Genomic DNA, 18,772 nt, shown 5'->3' with positions numbered 1-18,772 from the left:
GCCTGAGCGTGTTACCCTAGACACAGCGAAAGGGGTTTCGAACCTATGGTTTTCAGTGTCGGCGAGACCGTTGTTTACCCCCACCACGGGGCCGCACTCATCGAGGCAATCGAGACTCGGGTCATCAAGGGCGAGCCCAAGCAGTACCTCGTCCTCAGGGTCGCTCAGGGTGATCTGACGGTCCGGGTGCCCGCGGAGAATGCCGAGATCGTGGGCGTGCGCGAAGTGGTCGGCGAAGAGGGCCTGGGCAAGGTCTTCGATGTCCTCCGTGCCCCGCACACCGAGGAGCCGACCAACTGGTCGCGGCGTTACAAGGCTAATCTGGAGAAGCTGGCCTCCGGCAACCCACTCAAGGTGGCGGAGGTCGTTCGTGACCTCTGGCGCCGGGAGCGGGAGCGGGGGCTGTCCGCGGGCGAGAAGCGGATGCTCGCCAAGGCCCGCGACATCCTCGTCGGTGAGGTCGCGCTCGCCGAAAAGAGCACCAAGGACGAAGCGGAGACCCTTCTCGACAAGGTGCTCACCGAGGCATAGCCCCCTACGTCAGGCACTTCCGCCGTGCCTGCCGTACCCCGTAGAAAGTCCGAGGACCGCGACGTGACCGCGCAGCTCAATCCGCGCGGTGACGTCGCGGTCCTCGTTCCTGCGGCGGGTGCCGGGGTCCGGCTCGGGCCCGGCGGTCCCAAGGCGCTCCGCCGGATCGGCGGCGAACCGCTGCTCGTGCACGCCGTTCGGCGGATCGCGGCCGCACCCTCGGTGCACACCGTTGTGGTGGCGGCGCCGCCCGGCGACGAGGAGGCGGTCCGGGCGCTGCTCAGGCCGGTCGCCGAGCTGACGGTGGTGACCGGCGGAGCCACCCGGCAGGAGTCGGTCGCCGCCGCGCTGGCAGCGGTGCCGGCCGGCCCCGAGATCGTCCTCGTGCACGACGCGGCCCGGGCACTGACCCCGACCGCTCTGGTCGAGTCGGTGGCCGGGGCGGTGCGGGGCGGCGCGGACGCCGTGATCCCGGTGCTGCCGGTGGTCGACACGATCAAGGAGGTCTCGGCCGCCGGCGTGGTGCTCGGCACGGTCGACCGGGCCGCGCTGCGGGCCGTGCAGACGCCGCAGGGCTTCCGGCGGGCGGTGCTCGCCGCCGCGCACGCCGCCGCCGTCGACCCGCTCACCGACGACGCGGGCCTGGTCGAGAAGCAGGGCGTACGCGTCGCCTGCGTCCCCGGCTCGGAGTACGCCATGAAGATCACCCGCCCGTTCGACCTGGCACTGGCCGAGCACCTGCTCAGTGCCGTCCCGCTCGCCGGGCACCACTGATCGCCTACGCTTTCGCACGTGATCGTTCCGCTGGTCGGTGTCGGTACCGACGTGCACGGGTTCGAGCCGGGCCGGCCCTGCTGGGTCGCCGGCCTGCACTGGCCTGGGGTGGACGGGCTCGCCGGACACTCCGACGGTGACGTCGCCGCGCACGCCGCCTGCGACGCGCTGCTCTCCGCCGCCGGACTCGGCGACCTCGGCAGCAACTTCGGGGTGGCCGAGCCGGAGTGGGCCGGCGCCGCCGGGGTCACCCTGCTGGCCGAGACCGCACGCCGGGTCCGGGCCGCCGGGTTCGAGATCGGCAACGTCTCGATCCAGGTGATCGGCGTACGCCCGAAGATCGGTCCCCGCCGCGACGAGGCCCAGCGGGCGCTGACGGCTGCGGTCGGCGCCCCGGTCACCGTCTCCGGCACCACGACCGACGGCCTCGGCCTGACCGGCCGGGCCGAGGGCCTGGCCGGCATCGCCGTCGCCCTGATCCACCGGTGAGCCCGTCGGAGGTTGACCTCCGGGGCGAGATAGGGACCAAGCCTGACACCACGGGGGGAGCGCCAGGCTTGGTCCCGTCTACGGTACCGCGCAATCGCGCGCCTGGGGAGTGGGCATTCGGCGGGTCGTCGATTAACTGGCCGGAGGCCGGTCGTTAACCACCCGGAGTGTCGATGTTGGCCGGGTCGGCCGTGGAGATCGGCGGGACAGCGCCGGATAGGCTCGGCCCGTGTCCAGCGACGCCGATTCCGACCAGTCCTCCTCCGCCGAAGGGTATGTCCAGCGCGCCGAACTGCTCGCCGAACTCGGCCGCTACGACGAGGCCGCCGCCGAGGTCGGGTTCGCGATCGCGCTCGACCCGGAGCATGTGCCCGCGCTGGTGATGCTGGCGATGGTCAAACTCGCGGCGGGCAGGTCCGAGGAGGCGTTGGGCGCTGCCGACGCCGCCGTCGCCGCCGCTCCGGAACTGGTCCACCCACTGGTGATCCGGGGGCACGCCCTTGCCGACCTGCGCCGGTTCGCCGAGGCGGCGGCGGTCGCCGGCCAGATCCTGGCGCTCGGCCCGGACGACGCGTACGCCCAGCGCAGCGCCGCCGCGATCCTCGGCGAGTCGCGCAACGGGCAGCAGGCGCTCAACGCCGCCTGGCGCGGTGTCGAGCTGGCACCGGAGGAGGCACAGGCGCATCTGGTGCTCGGCCTGGTGGCGGCCAGGATGGAGATGTTCGACCTCGCCGAGCGGGCGTACCGGGAGGCGCTGCGGCTCGACCCCGAGCTGGCCGCGGCGCAGCACAACATCGGGGTGATCCGGCTGGAGCAGCGGCGCTACGCCGAGGCGCTGGAACACCTCGCCGACGCCGCCGCGCTCGCCCCGGCCAGCGGCGACAGCGGGCGTACGGTCGGCGACGGGCTGCGCCGACTGCTGATGTACGGCGCCGGCTACACCATCGTGGTCTCGGTGCTGGTGGCGTGCCTGGCCGGGGGAAACCCGTTCGCGTCGCGGGTCTGGGCCGGACTGGCGGCGGTGACCGGTGGGATCCTGGTGTGGCGCTTCGCCCGCCGGGTGCCGACGATGGGCCGGGGGCGGCTGCCCGACCTGATCCGCTCCGACGGGCTGCTGGCCCTCGCCGTCTACGCCGTGATCGCCGGTCCGTGCCTGATCCTGCTCTACGCGTTCGTCGGGTCCCCGTGGCCGCTGGTGCTGGCGCTCTTCACCTCCGCCGCTACCGAGCTGGCGGTGCTCTTCGGCTGGTCACCCGCGAGCGGACGCGACTGACCCGGCACGGAAATGCTTCCCGGACCGGTCAGGCGGAGGGTGGGCGGCCGGACCAGGTCCAGGCGTAGCCGGTGTCCTCGCAGGAGAGCGCGGGTGGGCAGAGGTCGAGCGGGCGGAAGGTGTCGACCATGACCGCCAGCTCGTCGAAGCTCTCCGCCCCGATGGCCCGGTCCGGGGCGCCCGGCTGCGGGCCGTGCGTGAAGCCGGCCGGATGCAGCGAGATCGAGCCCTGCTCGATCCCGGAGCCCCGCCGGGCCTCGTAGTTGCCGCCGGTGTAGAAGAGCATCTCGTCGGAGTCGACGTTGTGGTGGTTGTAGGGCACCGGGATGGCCAGCGGGTGGTAGTCGACCTTGCGGGGCACGAAGGAGCAGATCACGAAGTTGGGGCCCTGGAAGGTCTGGTGCACCGGCGGCGGCTGGTGGAGCCGGCCGGTGATCGGCTCGAAGTCGTGGATGGAGAACGCCCACGGGTAGAGGTGCCCGTCCCAGCCGACCACGTCGAAGGGGTGGTTGGCGTAGACGTGCCGGGTCCAGCCCCGGCGGTGCTGGACGTAGACCTCGACGTCGGTCCCGTCGACCAGCAGCGGCGCATCCGGGCCGCGTACGTCCCGCTCGCAGTAGGGGGCGTGTTCGAGGAACTGGCCGCGTACCGAGAGGTAGCGCTTGGGCGGGCCGATGTGCCCGGTCGCCTCGATGGTGAGCATCCGCACCGGCACCGGTGCGACCGGCACGACCCGGTAGAGCACCGAGGTCGGGATGATCACGTAGTCGCCGGCGGTCACCCCGAGCACGCCGAAGGTGGACTCGATCCGGGCGGCGCCGGACTCGACGTAGAGGCACTCGTCGCCGACGGCGTTGCGGTAGAGCGGGGAGGGCTGGTCGGCGACGACGTACGAGATCCGGACGTCCTCGTTGGCCAGCAGGTGCACCCGGCCGAGGACCGCGTCGGTGCCGGCGCCGCCGTCGAGCTTGTGGGTACGCAGGTGGCGGGGCTTGAGCGGCAGGTTCGGCACCCGGGTCGGCGCGCCCGGCGGGGTGAACTCCTCGGCGGCGACGATCGCGGTCGGCAGATGGCGGTGGTAGAGGAGGGACGAGTCGGACGAGAAGCCCTCCTGGCCCATCAGCTCCTCGGCGTAGAGGCTGCCGTCGGGTTGCCGGAACTGGGTGTGGCGCTTCCGGGGCACCTCGCCGATGCTGCGGTAGTACGGCATGATCGCCTCCCTTTTGTCCCAGTGAACGGGCAAGAACGTCCGATAATCGGACGGTGTTGTCCGCTAGTCGTAGCGTCCCGTAAGTTCTCTGTTCGTGTCAACGCAGGTGCCCCGGCTCTTCGCCGGGCTGGTGGACGACGCCGCCGTCTTCCCGCCCGGCAGTGCCACGCTGCCCGACGCGGTCGCCGCGCACCGCCGGCACCGCAGGGCCTGGTACGCCCCGCTGGTCGGCCCGCTGCTGCTGCCCGCCTCGGCCCTGTCCGAGCTGTCGGCGCTGCTCGACGACGGCGAGCGGATCGAGGTCGGGGTGATCGGCGACGTGCCGGTGCCGGAGCTCTATCCGCTGTGCGGCCGGACCGATCCCCGGATCCGGATCCGGCAGGTCGAGATGGCGGTCGCCAAGCGCGGCGAGGACCCGCTGCCCGGCCTGGCCGCGCTCGCCGGGCTTCCCGCCCGGCTGGACGACGCGGACGTCTACGCCGAGATCCCGCTCACCTGGGGGCTGCTCGGCGCCCTCGACCGGCTGGCCGAAGAGCGGGCCGCCGGGAGGCGGATCGCGGCCAAGTTCCGCACCGGCGGGCTCGCCGCCGAACTCTTCCCGACCCCGGTCGAGCTCGCCGCGGTGATCGGCGCGTGCCGCGACCGGGAACTTCCGTTCAAGCTCACCGCCGGGCTGCACCACGCGATCCGGCACATCGACCCGGAGACCGGCTTCACCCACCACGGCTTCGTCAACGTCCTGGCCGCCGCCGCCGTGGCGTGCTCCGGTGCGGAGGTGACCGGGGTGGCCGAGGTGCTGGCCTCGACCGATCCGGTGCCGCTGGTCGAGGCGGCCCGGTCGCGGCGGGACGAGCGGCGCCCGCTCTGGATCGGGTTCGGGTCGTGCAGCGTGATGGAACCGCTGATCGACCTGGTCCGGCTGGGCCTGGTGAACGGAGGCTTCGAGCCGTGACAGTCGAGGAGCTGACGTGACAGTCGAGGAGCTGACGTGACCTGGGTGGCCGAGGCGATCGGATCGCCGTACGGGGTACACAACCTGCCGTACGGGGTCTTCCGGGCGGCGGGGCGGCCGCCCCGGATCGGCGTACGGATCGGAAACTCCGTGCTCGACCTCGACGGCGCGGAGGCGGCCGGGCTGATCCTGGCCGGCGGCGCGCTGCGGCAGCCGAACCTGAACGCGTTCCTGGCGCTTGGCCGGGCACAGTGGACGACGGTCCGGACCCGGATCGTGGAGCTGCTGACCGAGGAGGAGCACCGGGCCGCGGTGGCGCCGCTGCTGGTCCCGCTCGACCGGGTCGAGCTGGAACTCCCCTTCGCGGTCGCCGACTACGTCGACTTCTACTCCTCGGAGCACCACGCGGCCAACGTGGGGCAGATCTTCCGGCCGGGCGGGGCGGCGCTGCTGCCGAACTGGCGGCACCTGCCGGTCGGCTACCACGGCCGGGCCGGCACCGTGGTGGTCTCCGGCACGCCGGTCGTCCGCCCGGCGGGCCAGCGCAGCACCCCGGACGGGCCGGTCTACGGACCCTCGACCCGGCTGGACATCGAGGCCGAGGTCGGCTTCGTGGTCGGCGTACCGTCGCCGCTCGGCGAGCGGGTCGGGGTGGACGACTTCGCCACACACGTCTTCGGGGTGGTACTGGTCAACGACTGGTCGGCCCGGGACATCCAGGCATGGGAGTACCAGCCGCTCGGGCCCTTCCTCGGCAAGTCGTTCTGCACCTCGGTCTCGCCCTGGGTGGTGCCGCTGGAGGCGTTGGCCGACGCCTGGGTGCCGGCCCCGGAGCAGGAGCCGGCGGTGCTCGGCTACCTGCGGGACGTACCGCACCTGGGGCTGGACCTGCGGCTGACGGTGGATTGGAACGGCACGCGGGTCAGCGAGCCGCCGTTCGCCGGGATGTACTGGACCCCGGCACAGCAGCTCGCGCACCTGACCGTCAACGGGGCGGCGCTGCGTACCGGTGATCTCTACGCCTCCGGCACCGTCTCCGGCCCCCGGCGCGACCAGGTCGGCTCCTTCCTCGAACTGACCTGGGGCGGGGCGGATCCGGTGAAACTGGCCGACGGTTCGACCCGGACCTTCCTGGAGGACGGTGACACCGTCGTCATCGGCGCCACCGCTCCGGGGCCGGACGGCACCACGGTCGGCCTCGGAGCGGTCGCCGGGACGGTCGCACGAGGTGTGCGATCGTTCGGTGGCGGCGGGTAACAGGATTCTTCCGTAGCGTTACGGGACCCTTTATCGCGCGTTGACTTACCCAGGCGGGTACAAACCCGTTATCAAGTGTGATTCACCTTGAAAGGGTACGAAAATGTTCAACGCGGGAGCCGCTCGCTGGCGCAAGAGCAGCCGTTCCAACGACCAGGGACTCTGCATCGAGGTGGCCGACAACCTGCCCGGGGTCGTCGGCGTGCGTGACTCGAAGGACCCGGCCCCGGTCCTCTCGTTCGAGCCGGCCAGCTGGGCGGCGTTCGTGACCGCGACCAGGACGGGCGCGTTCGGAAGCTGACGACTGGCGTAGGACGGCCGGTCGTGGTGCGGACGGCCGGTCGTGGTGCGGACGGCCGGTCGTGGTGCGGACGGCCGGTCGTGGTGCGGACGGCCGGTCGTGGCGCGACGGCCGGTCTGGTCCGTCCGGAGCAGATCCCCGAGCCGACCAGGCCGACGCCGGTGATTCAGGGGCGGCTTCCGAACATCGTCCTGTCACGTTCTGATCACTCTGCGCCGGCCCGGGCTATGGGCGGCCTCTCCCACGCCGTACCGTGGTATCCGGGGAGGTTCCCATGTCGACGGTGACGTTCAGCAGGCTGATCGAGGCGCCCGCCGACGAGCTGTGGCGGGTCTTCACCGACCTGCCCGCGCGCCCCCGCTGGCTCTGCCACGTTCACGCCGTCGAGGTGCTGGCGACGGCCCCGGGCGGGACCGATCCGCCATCCGCGCTGGGGGCGGGCGCCGGGGCGGGCGCCATGGCCGCGCCGGGGCCAGGCGCCGGATTCGGGATCGGCACGGTCTGGCGGGAGCGCCGGACCGGGCCGGACGGCACCGGGATGGTCGAGGAGTTCGCCGTTCGGGAGGCGGCGCCGCCCCGACGACTCGTGATCAGCTCCTCCGGCGACGGGGTGGACTACCTGACGACGTACACCTTCATCCCGGTCGAGGCGAGACGGTCCGGGCGGCGGCGGAGCGAGCCGCGACGGCCGGGCCGCGGTCGCACCGTGCTGACGGTGAGCCACGAGGGCGTGCCCACCGCCCGGTACGGCCGGCTGCTGGCGGTGGTCTTCGGCGGGCTCGCCGCGCGGGCCGGAGAGGGCGCCCTCCGCCGGGACCTGGCCGACCTCGCGACCGCCACCGAGCCCGGCCGGATCGACCCGGCCACGGCCGCCTGACGCACCTCCCCGCCCGCGCGGTTCGCGGGCCGCACGGACTTCCCTGACGGGTGGCGGCGCCGCCCCGTGCCGGGTGGCGCGCGTTCGCCGACCAGCTGCCGTAGACCTCCGCTGACCTGGTGAATCTGGGCTCGGCGCGGCGCCGGATCGCGCACCTGCCGGGCGATGGCCGGGCGCTGGTCGATAGGGTTCCGGGCGGAGGTGTCCGGGCATGGCAACGCCGAACGGCGCGCGGACGTGGCTGCGGACGGCGATCGCCCTCGCGGTGGCGGTGCTGCTCGTGGCCGGGTCCGCCGTGGTCGTCCATCGGGTGCTGGCACCCGCCGAAGTGATCACGCCGGCCAGGGGCGACCATCCGGTCCCGGTGAGCGTCCGACCCGGCGTGGTCGGCACGCTGAACGCGGCACCGCTCATCGTCGACGACCGGCTCCGGGTCTACGCCACCACCCGGAAGGTCTGGGCCGACCAGCCGGTCGACGCCCCCACCCGGCGTACGCCGTACTGGTCCTACCGGCGCTGGCCGGCGCAGGTCGCCGGGGTGGTGGCTGACGGCACCACCGTGGTGACCCGCTGGTCGGACGGCGAGCTGGTGGCGCTGGACGCCCGGACCGGCACGGTCCGCTGGCGCGCTTCGGGGCCCCGCCCCGGGCACGGCTACCTCGGCCGGCGCACCGGAGCCGCCACCGTGTACGCACCGACCGGCCTCCACACCGCCCGCAGCTCGGCCGGGCGGGGAGTCCTGGTGGTCGGCGAGACCGCCGACCGGCGCGGGATCGACCTGGGCACCGGCCGGCAGCTCTGGCGACTCTCCGCCGATCCGACCTGCCACCAGGGCGAGCCGGGCAGCGGTCCCGACGGCGAGGCGGCCGCCGGAGCGGGCGAGGGGGTGACGACCACCGCCGGCCTCTTCGCGGTCGTCGACGTCTGCGCCGGAGCACGGCAGGTCGACTTCTACGACGTGGGCACGGGCGCACTCGCCAACCGATGGCGGCCCGACGAGGTGAACCGGCCCGGTGACGCGGACCCGCCCATCGAGATCGCCCCGGTCGGCTGCGTGGCCGGCCGCTCCGGGTGTCGGGCCCTGCGGACGGTCGGCGGCGGGGTGACCCGGGGCTGGCTGGTCGACGGGGTCCGCCCGGTGCCTGCCCCGGCCCTGGACGCACCGGAGGCGGTACTGGTCGACGGGATCGCGGTGGCGCCGGACGGGGCCGGGCTGGTGGCCCGTTCGGCGCGGACCGGCGCCGAGCGGTGGCGCTGGTCCGGTATCCCGACGCCGACGCCGACGCCGACGCCGACGCCGACGCCGACGCTGGAGACGGAGCCGGAGCGCGCGGCCGGTCCGGCTCGACTGATCGCCACCCAACCGGGGCGGGTGCACCTGCGTACCGGGGGCGGGGACCTGGTCACCCTCGACGCGGCAACCGGGGCGGAACGGTCCCGCTTCCCGTTCACGTACGGCCGGGACTCGACGACCTGGTCAGCCGGATTCGCGTACGCGGCCGGCGGCTTTGTCACCGTCGAGCGGCTGGCCGAGCCGGTGGACCCGGCGGCCGGGGACGACCGCTACTACCTGGCGGCCCAGCCGGTGATCCTGGCCGGTACCTGAGTCCCGGCTACGGGTCGCCCGAGCCCGGGCCCACCCTGGCGACACGTCGTCGCCGGTGGTGCAGGCGGCGGGCGACCACGAAGAGCGCGGCGGCCACGAGCAGACCGACGACGAGCGAGCTGCCGAGGATCCCCCACGGGGTGCGCAACGGCGCGAGCAGCGGGCTCGGCTCGCCCACCTTCCCCGGATCCGGGAAGGTGACCTTCCCGGCGGCGGTCCGCCGCACCGTGCCGCTCTCCAGGGCGACGTCGATCTTCCACGGTCCGTTCGGCAGTTCGCGGGGGAACCGGACGGTGACCGCCCCGGCCTCGCCCGGTGCGAGGGTCGTACCCTGGACGACGTCGAACGGCCCGGCGCGTGTGTCGGCGGGACCTTCCGACAGCGACACCGACCCGGCGAGGTCCAGCGCCCGCTGTCCGGTGTTGTCGACCCGGATGGCGACCGACGGCACGCCGCGCACGTCGCGGGTGGGCACGAGTTCCCCGATCCGGAAGTCCGACGGAGGCTCGCCGCCGAGACCGACGTCGAGATAGACCCGTACGCCGACCCGATGGATCTGGGTGACGTTGGCCGAGGTCTGGTTCGGGGAGGTCGTCGAGGCCCAGATCACCGCATAGCGCTCGCCGGCCGGCGCGGGCGGCGGCACGTCGAGGGTGGCCTCGACCCGCGTCTCGGCGCCGGGCGCGAGGTCCACCCGGGTCCTGTCCAGCGAGATCCACGAGGTCAGCTCGTTCTGGGTCCGCCCCTCCCCGAACCGGAACCGGCCCTCCTCGATGGTGGCCGCCGCCGGGTAGAGGTCGATCCGCTGCTTCCGGTCGGAGTTGTTCGCCACCCGCAGGTTGCGCCGGATGAGTGTGCCCGGCGGCAGGTGGTCGACGATGTGCCGCTGGGCCCGAGGATCGGCACGGCGCTCGACCGGGGCCTCCAGCAGTTGGATTCCGATCGTTGCCGGATCGGGTGCCGGAGCCGCCTCGCCGGCCCGGGCGGAAAGCCCGGTGCCGGCGAGGCAGGAGACGGCGAGGAGCAGTCGTGCGGCGGCTCTCCCGCCGCTACGCCACCGAATGCGTCACCGTCCCGGTGTAAACGCCCGCCACGTTGTCGAGGGGGACGTTCACCACCAGGGTCGGGTTCCAGGACGCACTGTTGTTGCCGGTGCCGCCGGCGTGGGTGAACGCGGTGAGCGGTGTGGTGGTGTCGAGCGGAGCCGCCGCTCCCGCGTTGGCCTGCCCGGGGGTGAAGGTGCCGTTGCCGGTCGTGGCGGTGGCCGGGCCCGACCAGTAGTCGATCTCGGAGGCCAGGATGGTCTCGCTCGCGGTGCCTGTGCCCGTGGTGAAGTCGGTGGAGGTCACCGTGGCGGTCCAGGAGGCGTCGTCGGAGGCCCGACCGTCGGTGACGGTGACGGACCCGAGTTGCCCCTCGATTTCACTGCCGGGCGCGCCGGTGCCGAGGTCGGCGGTGGCGGGCACGGTGATGTCCAGGGTGCCGGCGAGAATTTCGAAGGTGACTTCGGTGTCCCCGGTCGGTGCCGCCGCGGCGGGGGCGGCGATCAGTCCCGCCGCCAGCAGGGCGGCGGAGCCGACCAGCAGAGTTCTGGTGATGCGCACGTTTCTCATCCAATTCGTGTCGATTTTTCGGCAGAGTCTGCGGGGCGGTGGATCGCCCGACAGCGCGAAAATACCCAGAAGAGGCGGAGATATAGCGCAAAACCCACAAATCGGCTAAACGGCGCAGGGGCCCCGTGAGTGGTTGTCGCGAAGGCGCGTAACCCCGCCCGGGCGACGCGAGCCGCCCGGGCGAGAGGTCCCGCGTCTAGAGCGCGGAATCCGCGGCGGCCAGGAAGGCGTCGTTCTCCGCCGGGGTGCCGACGGTGACGCGTACGCCCTCACCCGCGAACGGTCGGACGATGATGCCGCGCGCCTCGCACGCCTGCGCAAACGGCACGGACGCGGCGCCCAGCGGCAGCCAGACGAAGTTGGCCTGGCTCTCCGGCACGCCCGCGCCGCCAGGGCCGCCAGGGCCGCCCCCGCCGGCAGGGCCGGCCGGCAGGCGCTTGCGTAGCGCCTCGATCATCCGGTCCCGCTCGGCCACCACCAGCGCGCAGCGCCGCCGCATCTCGGCGGCCTGTGCGAGCGCGGCCAGGGCACCGGCCTGCGCCGCCACGCTGGCCGAGAACGGGGTCACCACCTTGCGTACCGCCGCCGCCACCTCGGGGTGGCCGACCAGGAAGCCGATCCGCAGCCCGGCCAGCCCCCATGCCTTGGAGAGGGTGCGCAGCACCACGACGTTCGGCCGGTCGCCGTAGCTCACCAGGCCGTCCGGCACCTCGGGGTCGGTGACGAACTCCCGGTACGCCTCGTCGAGCACCACCAGCACGTCGTCCGGGACCGTGGCGAGGAACCGGTCCAGCTCGACGCGGCGCAGGCTCGTACCGGTGGGGTTGTTCGGATTGCAGACGAAGATCAGCCGGGTCCGGTCGGTCACCGCCGCCGCCATCGCGGCCAGGTCGTGCCCGTGGCCGGCGTCGTTGGGCACCCGCACGCTGGTCGCGCCGCTGGTCGCCGCGATTATCGGGTACGCCTCGAAGGAGCGCCACGAATACACCACCTCGTCGCCGGGCAGGCAGCTGGCCCGGACGAGGTGCTCGGCCAGCGCCACCGACCCGCAGCCGGTGGCGATCCGTTCCGCCTCCACGCCGTAGCGCTCGGCCAGCGCGGCCCGCAGCGCCAGCACGCCCATGTCCGGATAGCGGTGCGCACCGGCGACCGCCTCGGCGACCGCCTCGGCAACCCCGGGCAGCGGGCCGTACGGCACCTCGTTGCTGGCCAGCTTGATCGCCTCCGGCAGCCCCAGCTCCCGGGCCAGGTCCGCCGGGCTGCGCCCCGGCACGTAGTTCGGCAGTGCGTCGAGGTCGGCCCGGGTCAGCCGGGGAGCCCCGGAGCGCCGGTCGGGGGCGGAACTGGTCGGGCCGGTCATGACGCGGGGCCTCCAGAGCGATCGTTCGGGGTGGGTTCGGGCGGCGAGCCGGCCCGGGAAGGGAGCCGGACCACCGCCGTCTGCCCCCGCTTGTCGTGCAGGGACTGCCGTAGTGGTCGGTCGAAGAACGCGAGTGCGCAGTCGACGAGCTGGATCAGGAAGCCGATGCCGCAGCAGCTCCAGAGGAAGACCGGCAGGCCGAGCATGTTCCACCGCCGGAACGACCGGCCGAAGCCCAGTTGCTCGGTCTCGGCCAGCGCGACGACCTTGATCCCCATCACCCGCTTGCCAAAGGTCTGCCCGGAGTTTGCCACCGACGGGACCTCGTAGGCGAACCAGAGCGCGGCGGCGATCAGCAGGATGACCACCTGTAACCCGTCGGCCTGCGGACTCGCCTGGGGCAGGCCCTCGGTCGTCGACTCGCCGGCCATGGCACGCCGGAAAATCTCCCGGGTCACCGGCTCGACCTCCTGCACGAACCGCCAGACGAACCAGCCGTTGACCAGCACGTTGAGCAGCAGCACCAGGCCGATGTCGATCAGCCGGGCGAGCACTCGGGCGCCGAGCGGGGCCAACTCCAGCCCATGCGGCCGGGGCGGTGGCGCCGCCCAGTACGGCCCCGGCCAGCCTGGCGGCGGCCCGCCCGTCGGCGTTCCGCCCGGTGGAGGGCTGCTGACCGGCGGGCCGCCCCAGGGCGCCGCAGGCCCGCCGGGGGCGCCCGGCGGCGCCGGTGCGCCGGCCGACGACGCCGGGGTGGCGGGGGAGCCTGGTGCCGCCCCGGCGCCACTCGTTGGCGCGGGGACCGGCTCGGGCTCGTCGGCCGGCGGCGGCCCGGGCGGCGGGGTGGCACCGGCGGGCAGCGACGCGCCGACCCAGCCCTCTCCGTCCCAGTACCGCTGGGTGGTTGGCTCGGCGGGGTCGGCGTACCAGCCCGGTTCCACCGTCACCGGAACGACCTCGGTTGCGTCCTGACATTCACGCTGAGACCTTAACCACCACTGCCCTGAGTCACCCAGGACAGTGTCACAGGTTTCCGCGTGCCTCTTGTTCCCGCTCGATGGCCTCGAAGAGCGCCTTGAAGTTTCCCTTGCCGAAGCCGAGCGATCCGTGCCGCTCGATCAGCTCGAAGAAGACCGTGGGGCGGTCCTGCACCGGCTTGGTGAAGATCTGCAGCAGGTAGCCGTCCTCGTCCCGGTCGACCAGGATCTTCCGGGCCTTCAGTTCCTCGATCGGGGCGCGCACCTTGCCGATCCGGGCGCGCAACTCCGGGTCGTCGTAGTAGGAGTCCGGGGTGTCCAGGAACTCGACGCCGGCCGCCCGCATCGCGTCGACGGTGGTCAGGATGTCGTTGGTGGCCAGCGCGATGTGCTGGGCACCCGGGCCGCCGTAGAACTCCAGGTACTCGTCGATCTGCGACTTGCGGCGGGCCACCGCCGGCTCGTTGAGCGGGAACTTGACCTTGCGGGTCCCGTTCGCCACCACCTTCGACATCAGTGCCGAGTAGTCGGTGGCGATGTCGTCGCCGACGAACTCGGCCATGTTGGTGAAGCCCATCACCCGGCGGTAGAACTCCACCCACTCGTCCATCCGGCCGAGTTCGACGTTGCCGACGACGTGGTCGACGGCCTGGAAGAAGCGCTTCGGCTGCACCCCGGAGTCGATCATCGGCTGCCGGTCCACGATCGGGCCCTGGGCCACGAAGCCGGGCAGGAAGGGCCCGCGGTACCGGGACCGGTCGACCAGTGAGTGCCGGGTCTCGCCGTAGGCGGCGATGGTGGCGATCCGGATCGTCCCGTGCTCGTCGGTGACGTCGTACGGCTCCGCCAGGCCGGTCGCGCCCTGCGCCATCGCGTGCGCGTACGCCGCATCGACGTCGGGCACGGTCAGTGCGATGTCGAGTACGCCGTCGCCGTGCCGGGCCACGTGGTCGGCGTCCGTCGCGCCGGGCCGGACGGCTCCGGTGAAGACGAACCGGGCCGAGCCGCTGGTCAGCACATACTCGGCATGGTCCCGGTGACCCTGCTCCGGCCCCCGGTACGCGACCCGGGTCATCCCGAAGGCGGTCGAGTAGTAGTGCGCGGCCTGCTTCGCGTTGCCGACCATGAACCGGATGTGGTCGATGCCCTGCACCGGGAAGGGGTCGGTGCCGTCGTCGTGCGACACGGCCCCGACGAGCCGGTCGACGTCGATGTCGGAGTCCAGCTCCGAGCCGGCGGTGGACGGCTGGTGGAGTGCGCTGGTCATCGTCCTACCTCCCTGGGTGCCGCGGCCGGCCGGCGGCGCGGCCGTCTTCCCCGCAGCATCCGTTGCGGTGCGAACCTGGGCAACCCATCCGCGAAACGCTGGTCAGGTTGTGCATTTGGTATGGTGAAAAACCATGAGCACTGTGCAAGATGTGCAGCTCGATCGGCTTGACGTCCGGCTCGTCGACCTGCTCGACGCCGAACCCCGGATCGGAGTGCTGGAGTGCTCCCGCCGGCTCCAGGTGGCCAGGGGCACCGTGCAGGCCCGGCTGGACAAGCTGCTCGCCCGGGGGGTGATCTCGGGGCTGGGGCCGCAGCTCGACCCGGCGGCGATCGGGTTCCAGGTGACCTCCTTCGTGACGCTGGAGATCAACCAGCGGCACGGTCACGACCCGGTCACCGCGCACCTGGGCGGCATCCCAGAGGTGCTGGAGGCACACACCATCACCGGCTCCGGCGACGTGCTCTGCCGGATCGTGGCCCGCTCCAACGCCGACCTGCAACGGGTGCTCGACCGGATCGTCTCGCACGAGGGCGTCGCCCGCGCCTCCAGCATCATCGCGCTGGCGGAGAAGATCCCCTACCGGGTACTCCCACTCCTCCGCTCCGCCGTGGGATAGAAGGAAGGGCCCCCGCTTATCGCTTTCTGTAGAAGAAGGGCCCCCGCCTAACCACCGTCGGCATCCGCGACACGGACAAATCGCCTTAGCGGCCTTGCGGGACGATCTCGTTTACGGTAGCCGGATGGCGAAGGGGAGCGCCCGGGGCAGCCTGATGTCCGCCCTGGCCATCGCGCTGATCGCGGTGATCGTGCTCGCCGCGACCAACGTCTGGAACCCCTTCCCCGGTGTCTGGGACTGGGTCAACCGCGACGAGCCGATCTCCGACCCGGACGTCGTCTGGCAGCAGCGGATCGGCGGTACGCCACAGAGCGTGACCATCGCCGGCAACGCCGTCGTGATCCGCTACCGGACCCGGGTCGAGGCCCGCAGCCTCGCCACCGGCCTGCGACTGTGGGAGCGCAAGGCCGACTGGGCCGCCGTCGCGGGAGGTGACCGGGACGCCGTCGTCGCCGCCGGCAAGCTGTTGAGCAAGGGCTACGAACTGCTCGACCCCGAGACCGGCGCGGTACGCCGCAGCGACAACTCGGCGGTCGGCGTCTGGACCTACCGCAACGCCCTGCTCGACGCGCGCTGCCGGGAGCCCCGGGACTGCACGCTCACCGCCTGGGACCCCCGGGGCAGCACTCCGATCTGGACGACGTTCCTGCCCGGCGTGGAGACCGGCCCGCTCGCCGGCAACCCCGACACGCTCGGCACCCGGCGGCTGACCGCCCGGCAGGTGGACGACGGAGCGAGTGGCCCGGTCGAGATGCCGCCGCTGCTCGGGCTCTCCGTCGACGGCCGGGTGCACATCGTGGACACCGCGACCGGCCGGGTGATGCAGGACGTGGAGCCGGGCCCCGAGGACCGGATCGTGGTGGTCGGCGGGCGGATGCTGCGGATCGAGGCCCGGGCCGCCGACGGCACCTGCTACTTCACGGTGACAGCCCGGGACCCGACGACCGGGCAGGAGGTGTGGCGCCGGGACGGGCTCAACCTGCGTACCGCCGACGGCGCCGGGTGCGCCCAGCGCGAGGACCCGCAGGGCGGCGAGAACGTCTTCGTCGGGGTCGCGCCGGACGCCCGGGAGACGGTCGTCGACGCGTACGACGGCCGGGTGCTCTGGTCCGGGCCGAAGGGCGAGAAGCTGCTCGCCGTCGACGACCGGTACGCGCTGTCCCGCTCCGCCGACGGGCGGTCGGTCATCGGCAGCGAACTCGCCATCGACCGGGCACGGTGGACCCGGCCGCTCAACTCCGACGGCAGTGCCGCGCTCACCCGGTACGCCGCCGTGCTGGTCGACCGCCGTCCGGACCGGATCGTCGCGCTCGACCCGCGCAGCGGCCGGGAACTGGCCAACGTCCGCTCGTCGGCGGAGGTGCTGGCGGTGGGTCCGGCCGGGATGGTGATCGGCGAGGGGCGCGACATCGGCTATCTCCGGTTCGCCGGGGTCTCGACCGGCGGCCCGGCCCCGACGGCCGGTCCGGGCGGCCAGGAACCCGATCCGGGCACCGAGTGCGGCGGCCCCAAACAGCCCGAGTGTCCATCCGCCAGCGACAAGGACGGCTGACCCGGCCGACCCGCCCGGGGCGGGGGTGAGAGCGGCATCCCGGCTCCGATGAGAGCGGCATCGCAGGGGCGACCCGGCGGGTGCGCCGGGCCCGGCCCGCTGCCCTAGGCTTGCCGGCTATGAGCAGTGGCGCGCCGTTCTCGTACTCCCCCCTGTTGCCCCTCGGCGCCGACCAGGCCGAATACCGACTGGTCACCGACGAGGGCGTGGACATGGTCCACGGGCCGGGTGGCCGGCGCTTCCTGACCGTCGAGCCCGCCGCGCTGACCGCGCTGACCGCCGAGGCGATGCACGACATCGCCCACTTCCTGCGGCCGGCGCACCTCGCCCAGCTGCGCGCCATCATCGACGACCCGGCGGCGTCGCCGAACGACCGGTTCGTCGCGCTGGACCTGCTGCGCAACGCCAACATCGCGGCCGGCGGTGTGCTGCCGATGTGCCAGGACACCGGCACCGCGATCGTCATGGGCAAGCGGGGCCGGCACGTGCTGACCGACGGCTCCGACGACGAGGCGATATCCCGGGGTGTCTACCAGGCGTACACCCGACTGAACCTGCGCTACTCGCAGCTCGCCCCGCTCACCATGTGGGAGGAGCGGAACACCGGGAGCAACCTGCCGGCCCAGGTGGAGATCTACGCCGAGGACCCGGACGGGCACCCGGACGCGTACAAGTTTCTCTTCATGGCCAAGGGGGGCGGGTCGGCCAACAAGTCCTATCTCTACCAGGAGACGAAGGCGCTGCTCAATCCCACCCGGATGATGCAGTTCCTGGAGGAGAAGCTGCGGCTGATCGGCACCGCCGCCTGTCCGCCGTACCACCTCGCCGTGGTCATCGGCGGCACCTCCGCCGAGTACGCCCTAAAGACCGCCAAGCTCGCCTCCGCGAAATACCTGGACAACCTGCCGACCTCGGGCTCGATGCGGGCGCACGGCTTCCGCGACCTGGAGCTGGAGGCCGAGGTGCTGGAGCTGACCCGGCAGTTCGGCATCGGCGCGCAGTTCGGCGGGCGCTACTTCTGCCACGACGTCCGGGTGGTCCGGCTGCCCCGGCACGGCGCCTCCTGCCCGGTCGCGATCGCGGTCTCCTGCTCCGCCGACCGCCAGGCGATGGGCAAGATCACGCCGTCCGGGGTGTGGCTGGAGCGGCTGGAGACCGACCCGGCGCGGTTCCTGCCGGACGTCACCGACGCCCAACTGGAGCAGGGCGCCGAGGCGGTCCGGGTCGACCTCAACCGGCCGATGGACGAGATCCGGGCGGAGCTGTCGAAATATCCGGTGAAGACCAGGCTCTCCCTGACCGGCCCGCTGGTGGTCGCCCGGGACATCGCGCACGCCAGGATCGCCGAACGGCTGGACGCGGGCGAGCCGATGCCGCAGTACCTGCGCGACCACGCCGTCTACTACGCCGGCCCGGCGAAGACCCCCGAGGGCTACGCCTCCGGCTCGTTCGGGCCGACCACCGCCGGCCGGATGGACGCGTACGTGGACAAGTTCCAGGCGGCCGGCGGCTCGCACGTGATGCTGGCCAAGGGCAACCGCTCCGGCCAGGTGACCCGCTCCTGCCACCAGCACGGCGGGTTCTACCTCGGCTCCATCGGCGGCCCGGCGGCGCGGCTGGCGCAGGACTGCATCACGCACGTCGAGGTCCTGGAATATCCGGAGCTCGGCATGGAGGCGGTCTGGAAGATCGAGGTGGTGGACTTTCCCGCCTTCATCGTCGTCGACGACAAGGGCAACGACTTCTTCGCCGAGGTGACCAAGCCGGTACTGACCGTGGGACGGCGCTGAGCTTCGGGGGGCGTCTTGTAGTGCACTTGAATTTCACCGTTGTGATTTCAAGTTGCGGACCGAAAACTTGACCACGTCGCCGCCGTGATGGAACCGCCAACGGAACGCGGTTGGTTCGGCCTCGAACTGCGCTCTGGTCTCGGTCCCGCCGAGGACGAGGCGGGTTACCGAGAACGCACCACTCACCCTCGACAGTAGAAGATCCGGAGATCGTAGATGGCAGTCGGTCCCTGCCCGGAGTCGCTCACCGACAACTTCAAGACATACCATCAGGTGGGACGTGAGCGGCGTGGTTGAGTGGCCACGTGGCGGGCGACCTTGAGG

General features: G+C 72.6%; 18 protein-coding genes. 12 read left to right on the top strand and 6 right to left on the bottom strand.

The genetic code is table 11. The annotated features are described in order from the left end of the window. The first annotated feature begins 45 nt into the window (after window positions 1-45). From ACN28C_RS03445 to ACN28C_RS03430, 4 genes are all read left to right on the top strand, one after another. Window positions 46-531 (top strand): CarD family transcriptional regulator, encoded by a 486-nt coding sequence (locus ACN28C_RS03445; protein WP_007073334.1) that lies wholly within the window; start codon window positions 46-48, stop codon window positions 529-531. A 63-nt stretch (window positions 532-594) separates the two neighbouring features. Then, window positions 595-1,305, top strand: coding sequence for a 2-C-methyl-D-erythritol 4-phosphate cytidylyltransferase (ispD, locus tag ACN28C_RS03440; RefSeq protein ID WP_422772163.1), 711 nt, complete (start codon window positions 595-597; stop codon window positions 1,303-1,305). An 18-nt stretch (window positions 1,306-1,323) separates the two neighbouring features. Then, entirely contained in the window at window positions 1,324-1,794 is a 471-nt protein-coding gene (gene ispF, locus ACN28C_RS03435; RefSeq protein WP_422772162.1) for a 2-C-methyl-D-erythritol 2,4-cyclodiphosphate synthase, read from the top strand. A gap of 229 nt (window positions 1,795-2,023) precedes the next feature. Further along, complete coding sequence (locus tag ACN28C_RS03430) at window positions 2,024-3,067, top strand: tetratricopeptide repeat protein (protein WP_422772161.1); 1,044 nt, start codon at window positions 2,024-2,026, stop codon at window positions 3,065-3,067. A 28-nt stretch (window positions 3,068-3,095) separates the two neighbouring features. Here the strand turns inward: ACN28C_RS03430 and ACN28C_RS03425 are convergent, their stop codons facing one another. Beyond that, window positions 3,096-4,277, bottom strand: a complete 1,182-nt coding sequence (locus tag ACN28C_RS03425; protein WP_422772160.1) for a homogentisate 1,2-dioxygenase — start codon at window positions 4,275-4,277, stop codon at window positions 3,096-3,098. Window positions 4,278-4,371: 94 nt separating this feature from the next. Between ACN28C_RS03425 and ACN28C_RS03420 the strand changes: the two genes are divergently transcribed. From ACN28C_RS03420 to ACN28C_RS03400, 5 genes are all read left to right on the top strand, one after another. Beyond that, a complete protein-coding gene (locus tag ACN28C_RS03420; RefSeq protein ID WP_422772159.1) occupies window positions 4,372-5,229 on the top strand; it encodes a hypothetical protein in 858 nt (285 codons plus the stop codon). Between the two features lie 36 nt (window positions 5,230-5,265). Continuing rightward, window positions 5,266-6,486 carry a fumarylacetoacetase gene (gene fahA / locus ACN28C_RS03415; RefSeq protein WP_422772158.1) on the top strand — a complete coding sequence of 407 codons (1,221 nt, stop codon included), beginning with the start codon at window positions 5,266-5,268 and terminating at the stop codon, window positions 6,484-6,486. A 103-nt stretch (window positions 6,487-6,589) separates the two neighbouring features. Further along, window positions 6,590-6,787 carry a DUF397 domain-containing protein gene (locus tag ACN28C_RS03410; RefSeq protein ID WP_422772157.1) on the top strand — a complete coding sequence of 66 codons (198 nt, stop codon included), beginning with the start codon at window positions 6,590-6,592 and terminating at the stop codon, window positions 6,785-6,787. A gap of 274 nt (window positions 6,788-7,061) precedes the next feature. Next, a complete protein-coding gene (locus tag ACN28C_RS03405) occupies window positions 7,062-7,664 on the top strand; it encodes an SRPBCC family protein (protein WP_422772156.1) in 603 nt (200 codons plus the stop codon). Window positions 7,665-7,875: 211 nt separating this feature from the next. Beyond that, the gene (locus tag ACN28C_RS03400) at window positions 7,876-9,270 is read left to right on the top strand and encodes a PQQ-binding-like beta-propeller repeat protein (protein WP_422772155.1); all 1,395 of its coding nucleotides are present in this window, start codon (window positions 7,876-7,878) and stop codon (window positions 9,268-9,270) included. Between the two features lie 7 nt (window positions 9,271-9,277). Here the strand turns inward: ACN28C_RS03400 and ACN28C_RS03395 are convergent, their stop codons facing one another. From ACN28C_RS03395 to hppD, 5 genes are all read right to left on the bottom strand, one after another. Then, a complete protein-coding gene (locus ACN28C_RS03395) occupies window positions 9,278-10,102 on the bottom strand; it encodes a hypothetical protein (protein WP_422772154.1) in 825 nt (274 codons plus the stop codon). 217 nt (window positions 10,103-10,319) lie between these two features. Further along, on the bottom strand, window positions 10,320-10,874 hold the full coding sequence (locus tag ACN28C_RS03390; protein ID WP_422772153.1) for a hypothetical protein: 555 nt from the start codon (window positions 10,872-10,874) through the stop codon (window positions 10,320-10,322). Between the two features lie 205 nt (window positions 10,875-11,079). Continuing rightward, entirely contained in the window at window positions 11,080-12,243 is a 1,164-nt protein-coding gene (gene hisC / locus ACN28C_RS03385) for a histidinol-phosphate transaminase (RefSeq protein WP_422772152.1), read from the bottom strand. Further along, window positions 12,240-13,190: an RDD family protein gene (locus tag ACN28C_RS03380; RefSeq protein ID WP_422772151.1), complete on the bottom strand. Its 951-nt coding sequence runs from the start codon at window positions 13,188-13,190 to the stop codon at window positions 12,240-12,242. The genes hisC and ACN28C_RS03380 overlap by 4 nt, the downstream gene beginning before the upstream one ends. Before the next feature lie 76 nt (window positions 13,191-13,266). Further along, window positions 13,267-14,487 carry a 4-hydroxyphenylpyruvate dioxygenase gene (gene hppD, locus ACN28C_RS03375; protein WP_422772150.1) on the bottom strand — a complete coding sequence of 407 codons (1,221 nt, stop codon included), beginning with the start codon at window positions 14,485-14,487 and terminating at the stop codon, window positions 13,267-13,269. Window positions 14,488-14,620: 133 nt separating this feature from the next. Between hppD and ACN28C_RS03370 the strand changes: the two genes are divergently transcribed. From ACN28C_RS03370 to ACN28C_RS03360, 3 genes are all read left to right on the top strand, one after another. Further along, a complete protein-coding gene (locus ACN28C_RS03370) occupies window positions 14,621-15,106 on the top strand; it encodes an Lrp/AsnC family transcriptional regulator (RefSeq protein ID WP_422772149.1) in 486 nt (161 codons plus the stop codon). Between the two features lie 124 nt (window positions 15,107-15,230). Continuing rightward, window positions 15,231-16,658, top strand: coding sequence for a PQQ-binding-like beta-propeller repeat protein (locus ACN28C_RS03365; RefSeq protein WP_422772148.1), 1,428 nt, complete (start codon window positions 15,231-15,233; stop codon window positions 16,656-16,658). 119 nt (window positions 16,659-16,777) lie between these two features. Beyond that, complete coding sequence (locus tag ACN28C_RS03360; RefSeq protein ID WP_422772147.1) at window positions 16,778-18,448, top strand: fumarate hydratase; 1,671 nt, start codon at window positions 16,778-16,780, stop codon at window positions 18,446-18,448. The last annotated feature ends 324 nt before the right edge of the window (window positions 18,449-18,772 follow it).

The organism is Plantactinospora sp. WMMC1484 (assembly GCF_049315195.1).
Lineage (GTDB): Bacteria > Actinomycetota > Actinomycetes > Mycobacteriales > Micromonosporaceae > Plantactinospora.
The sequence above is the reverse complement of the archived record's forward strand: the minus strand, read 5'-3'. Positions and strand labels throughout refer to the sequence as shown.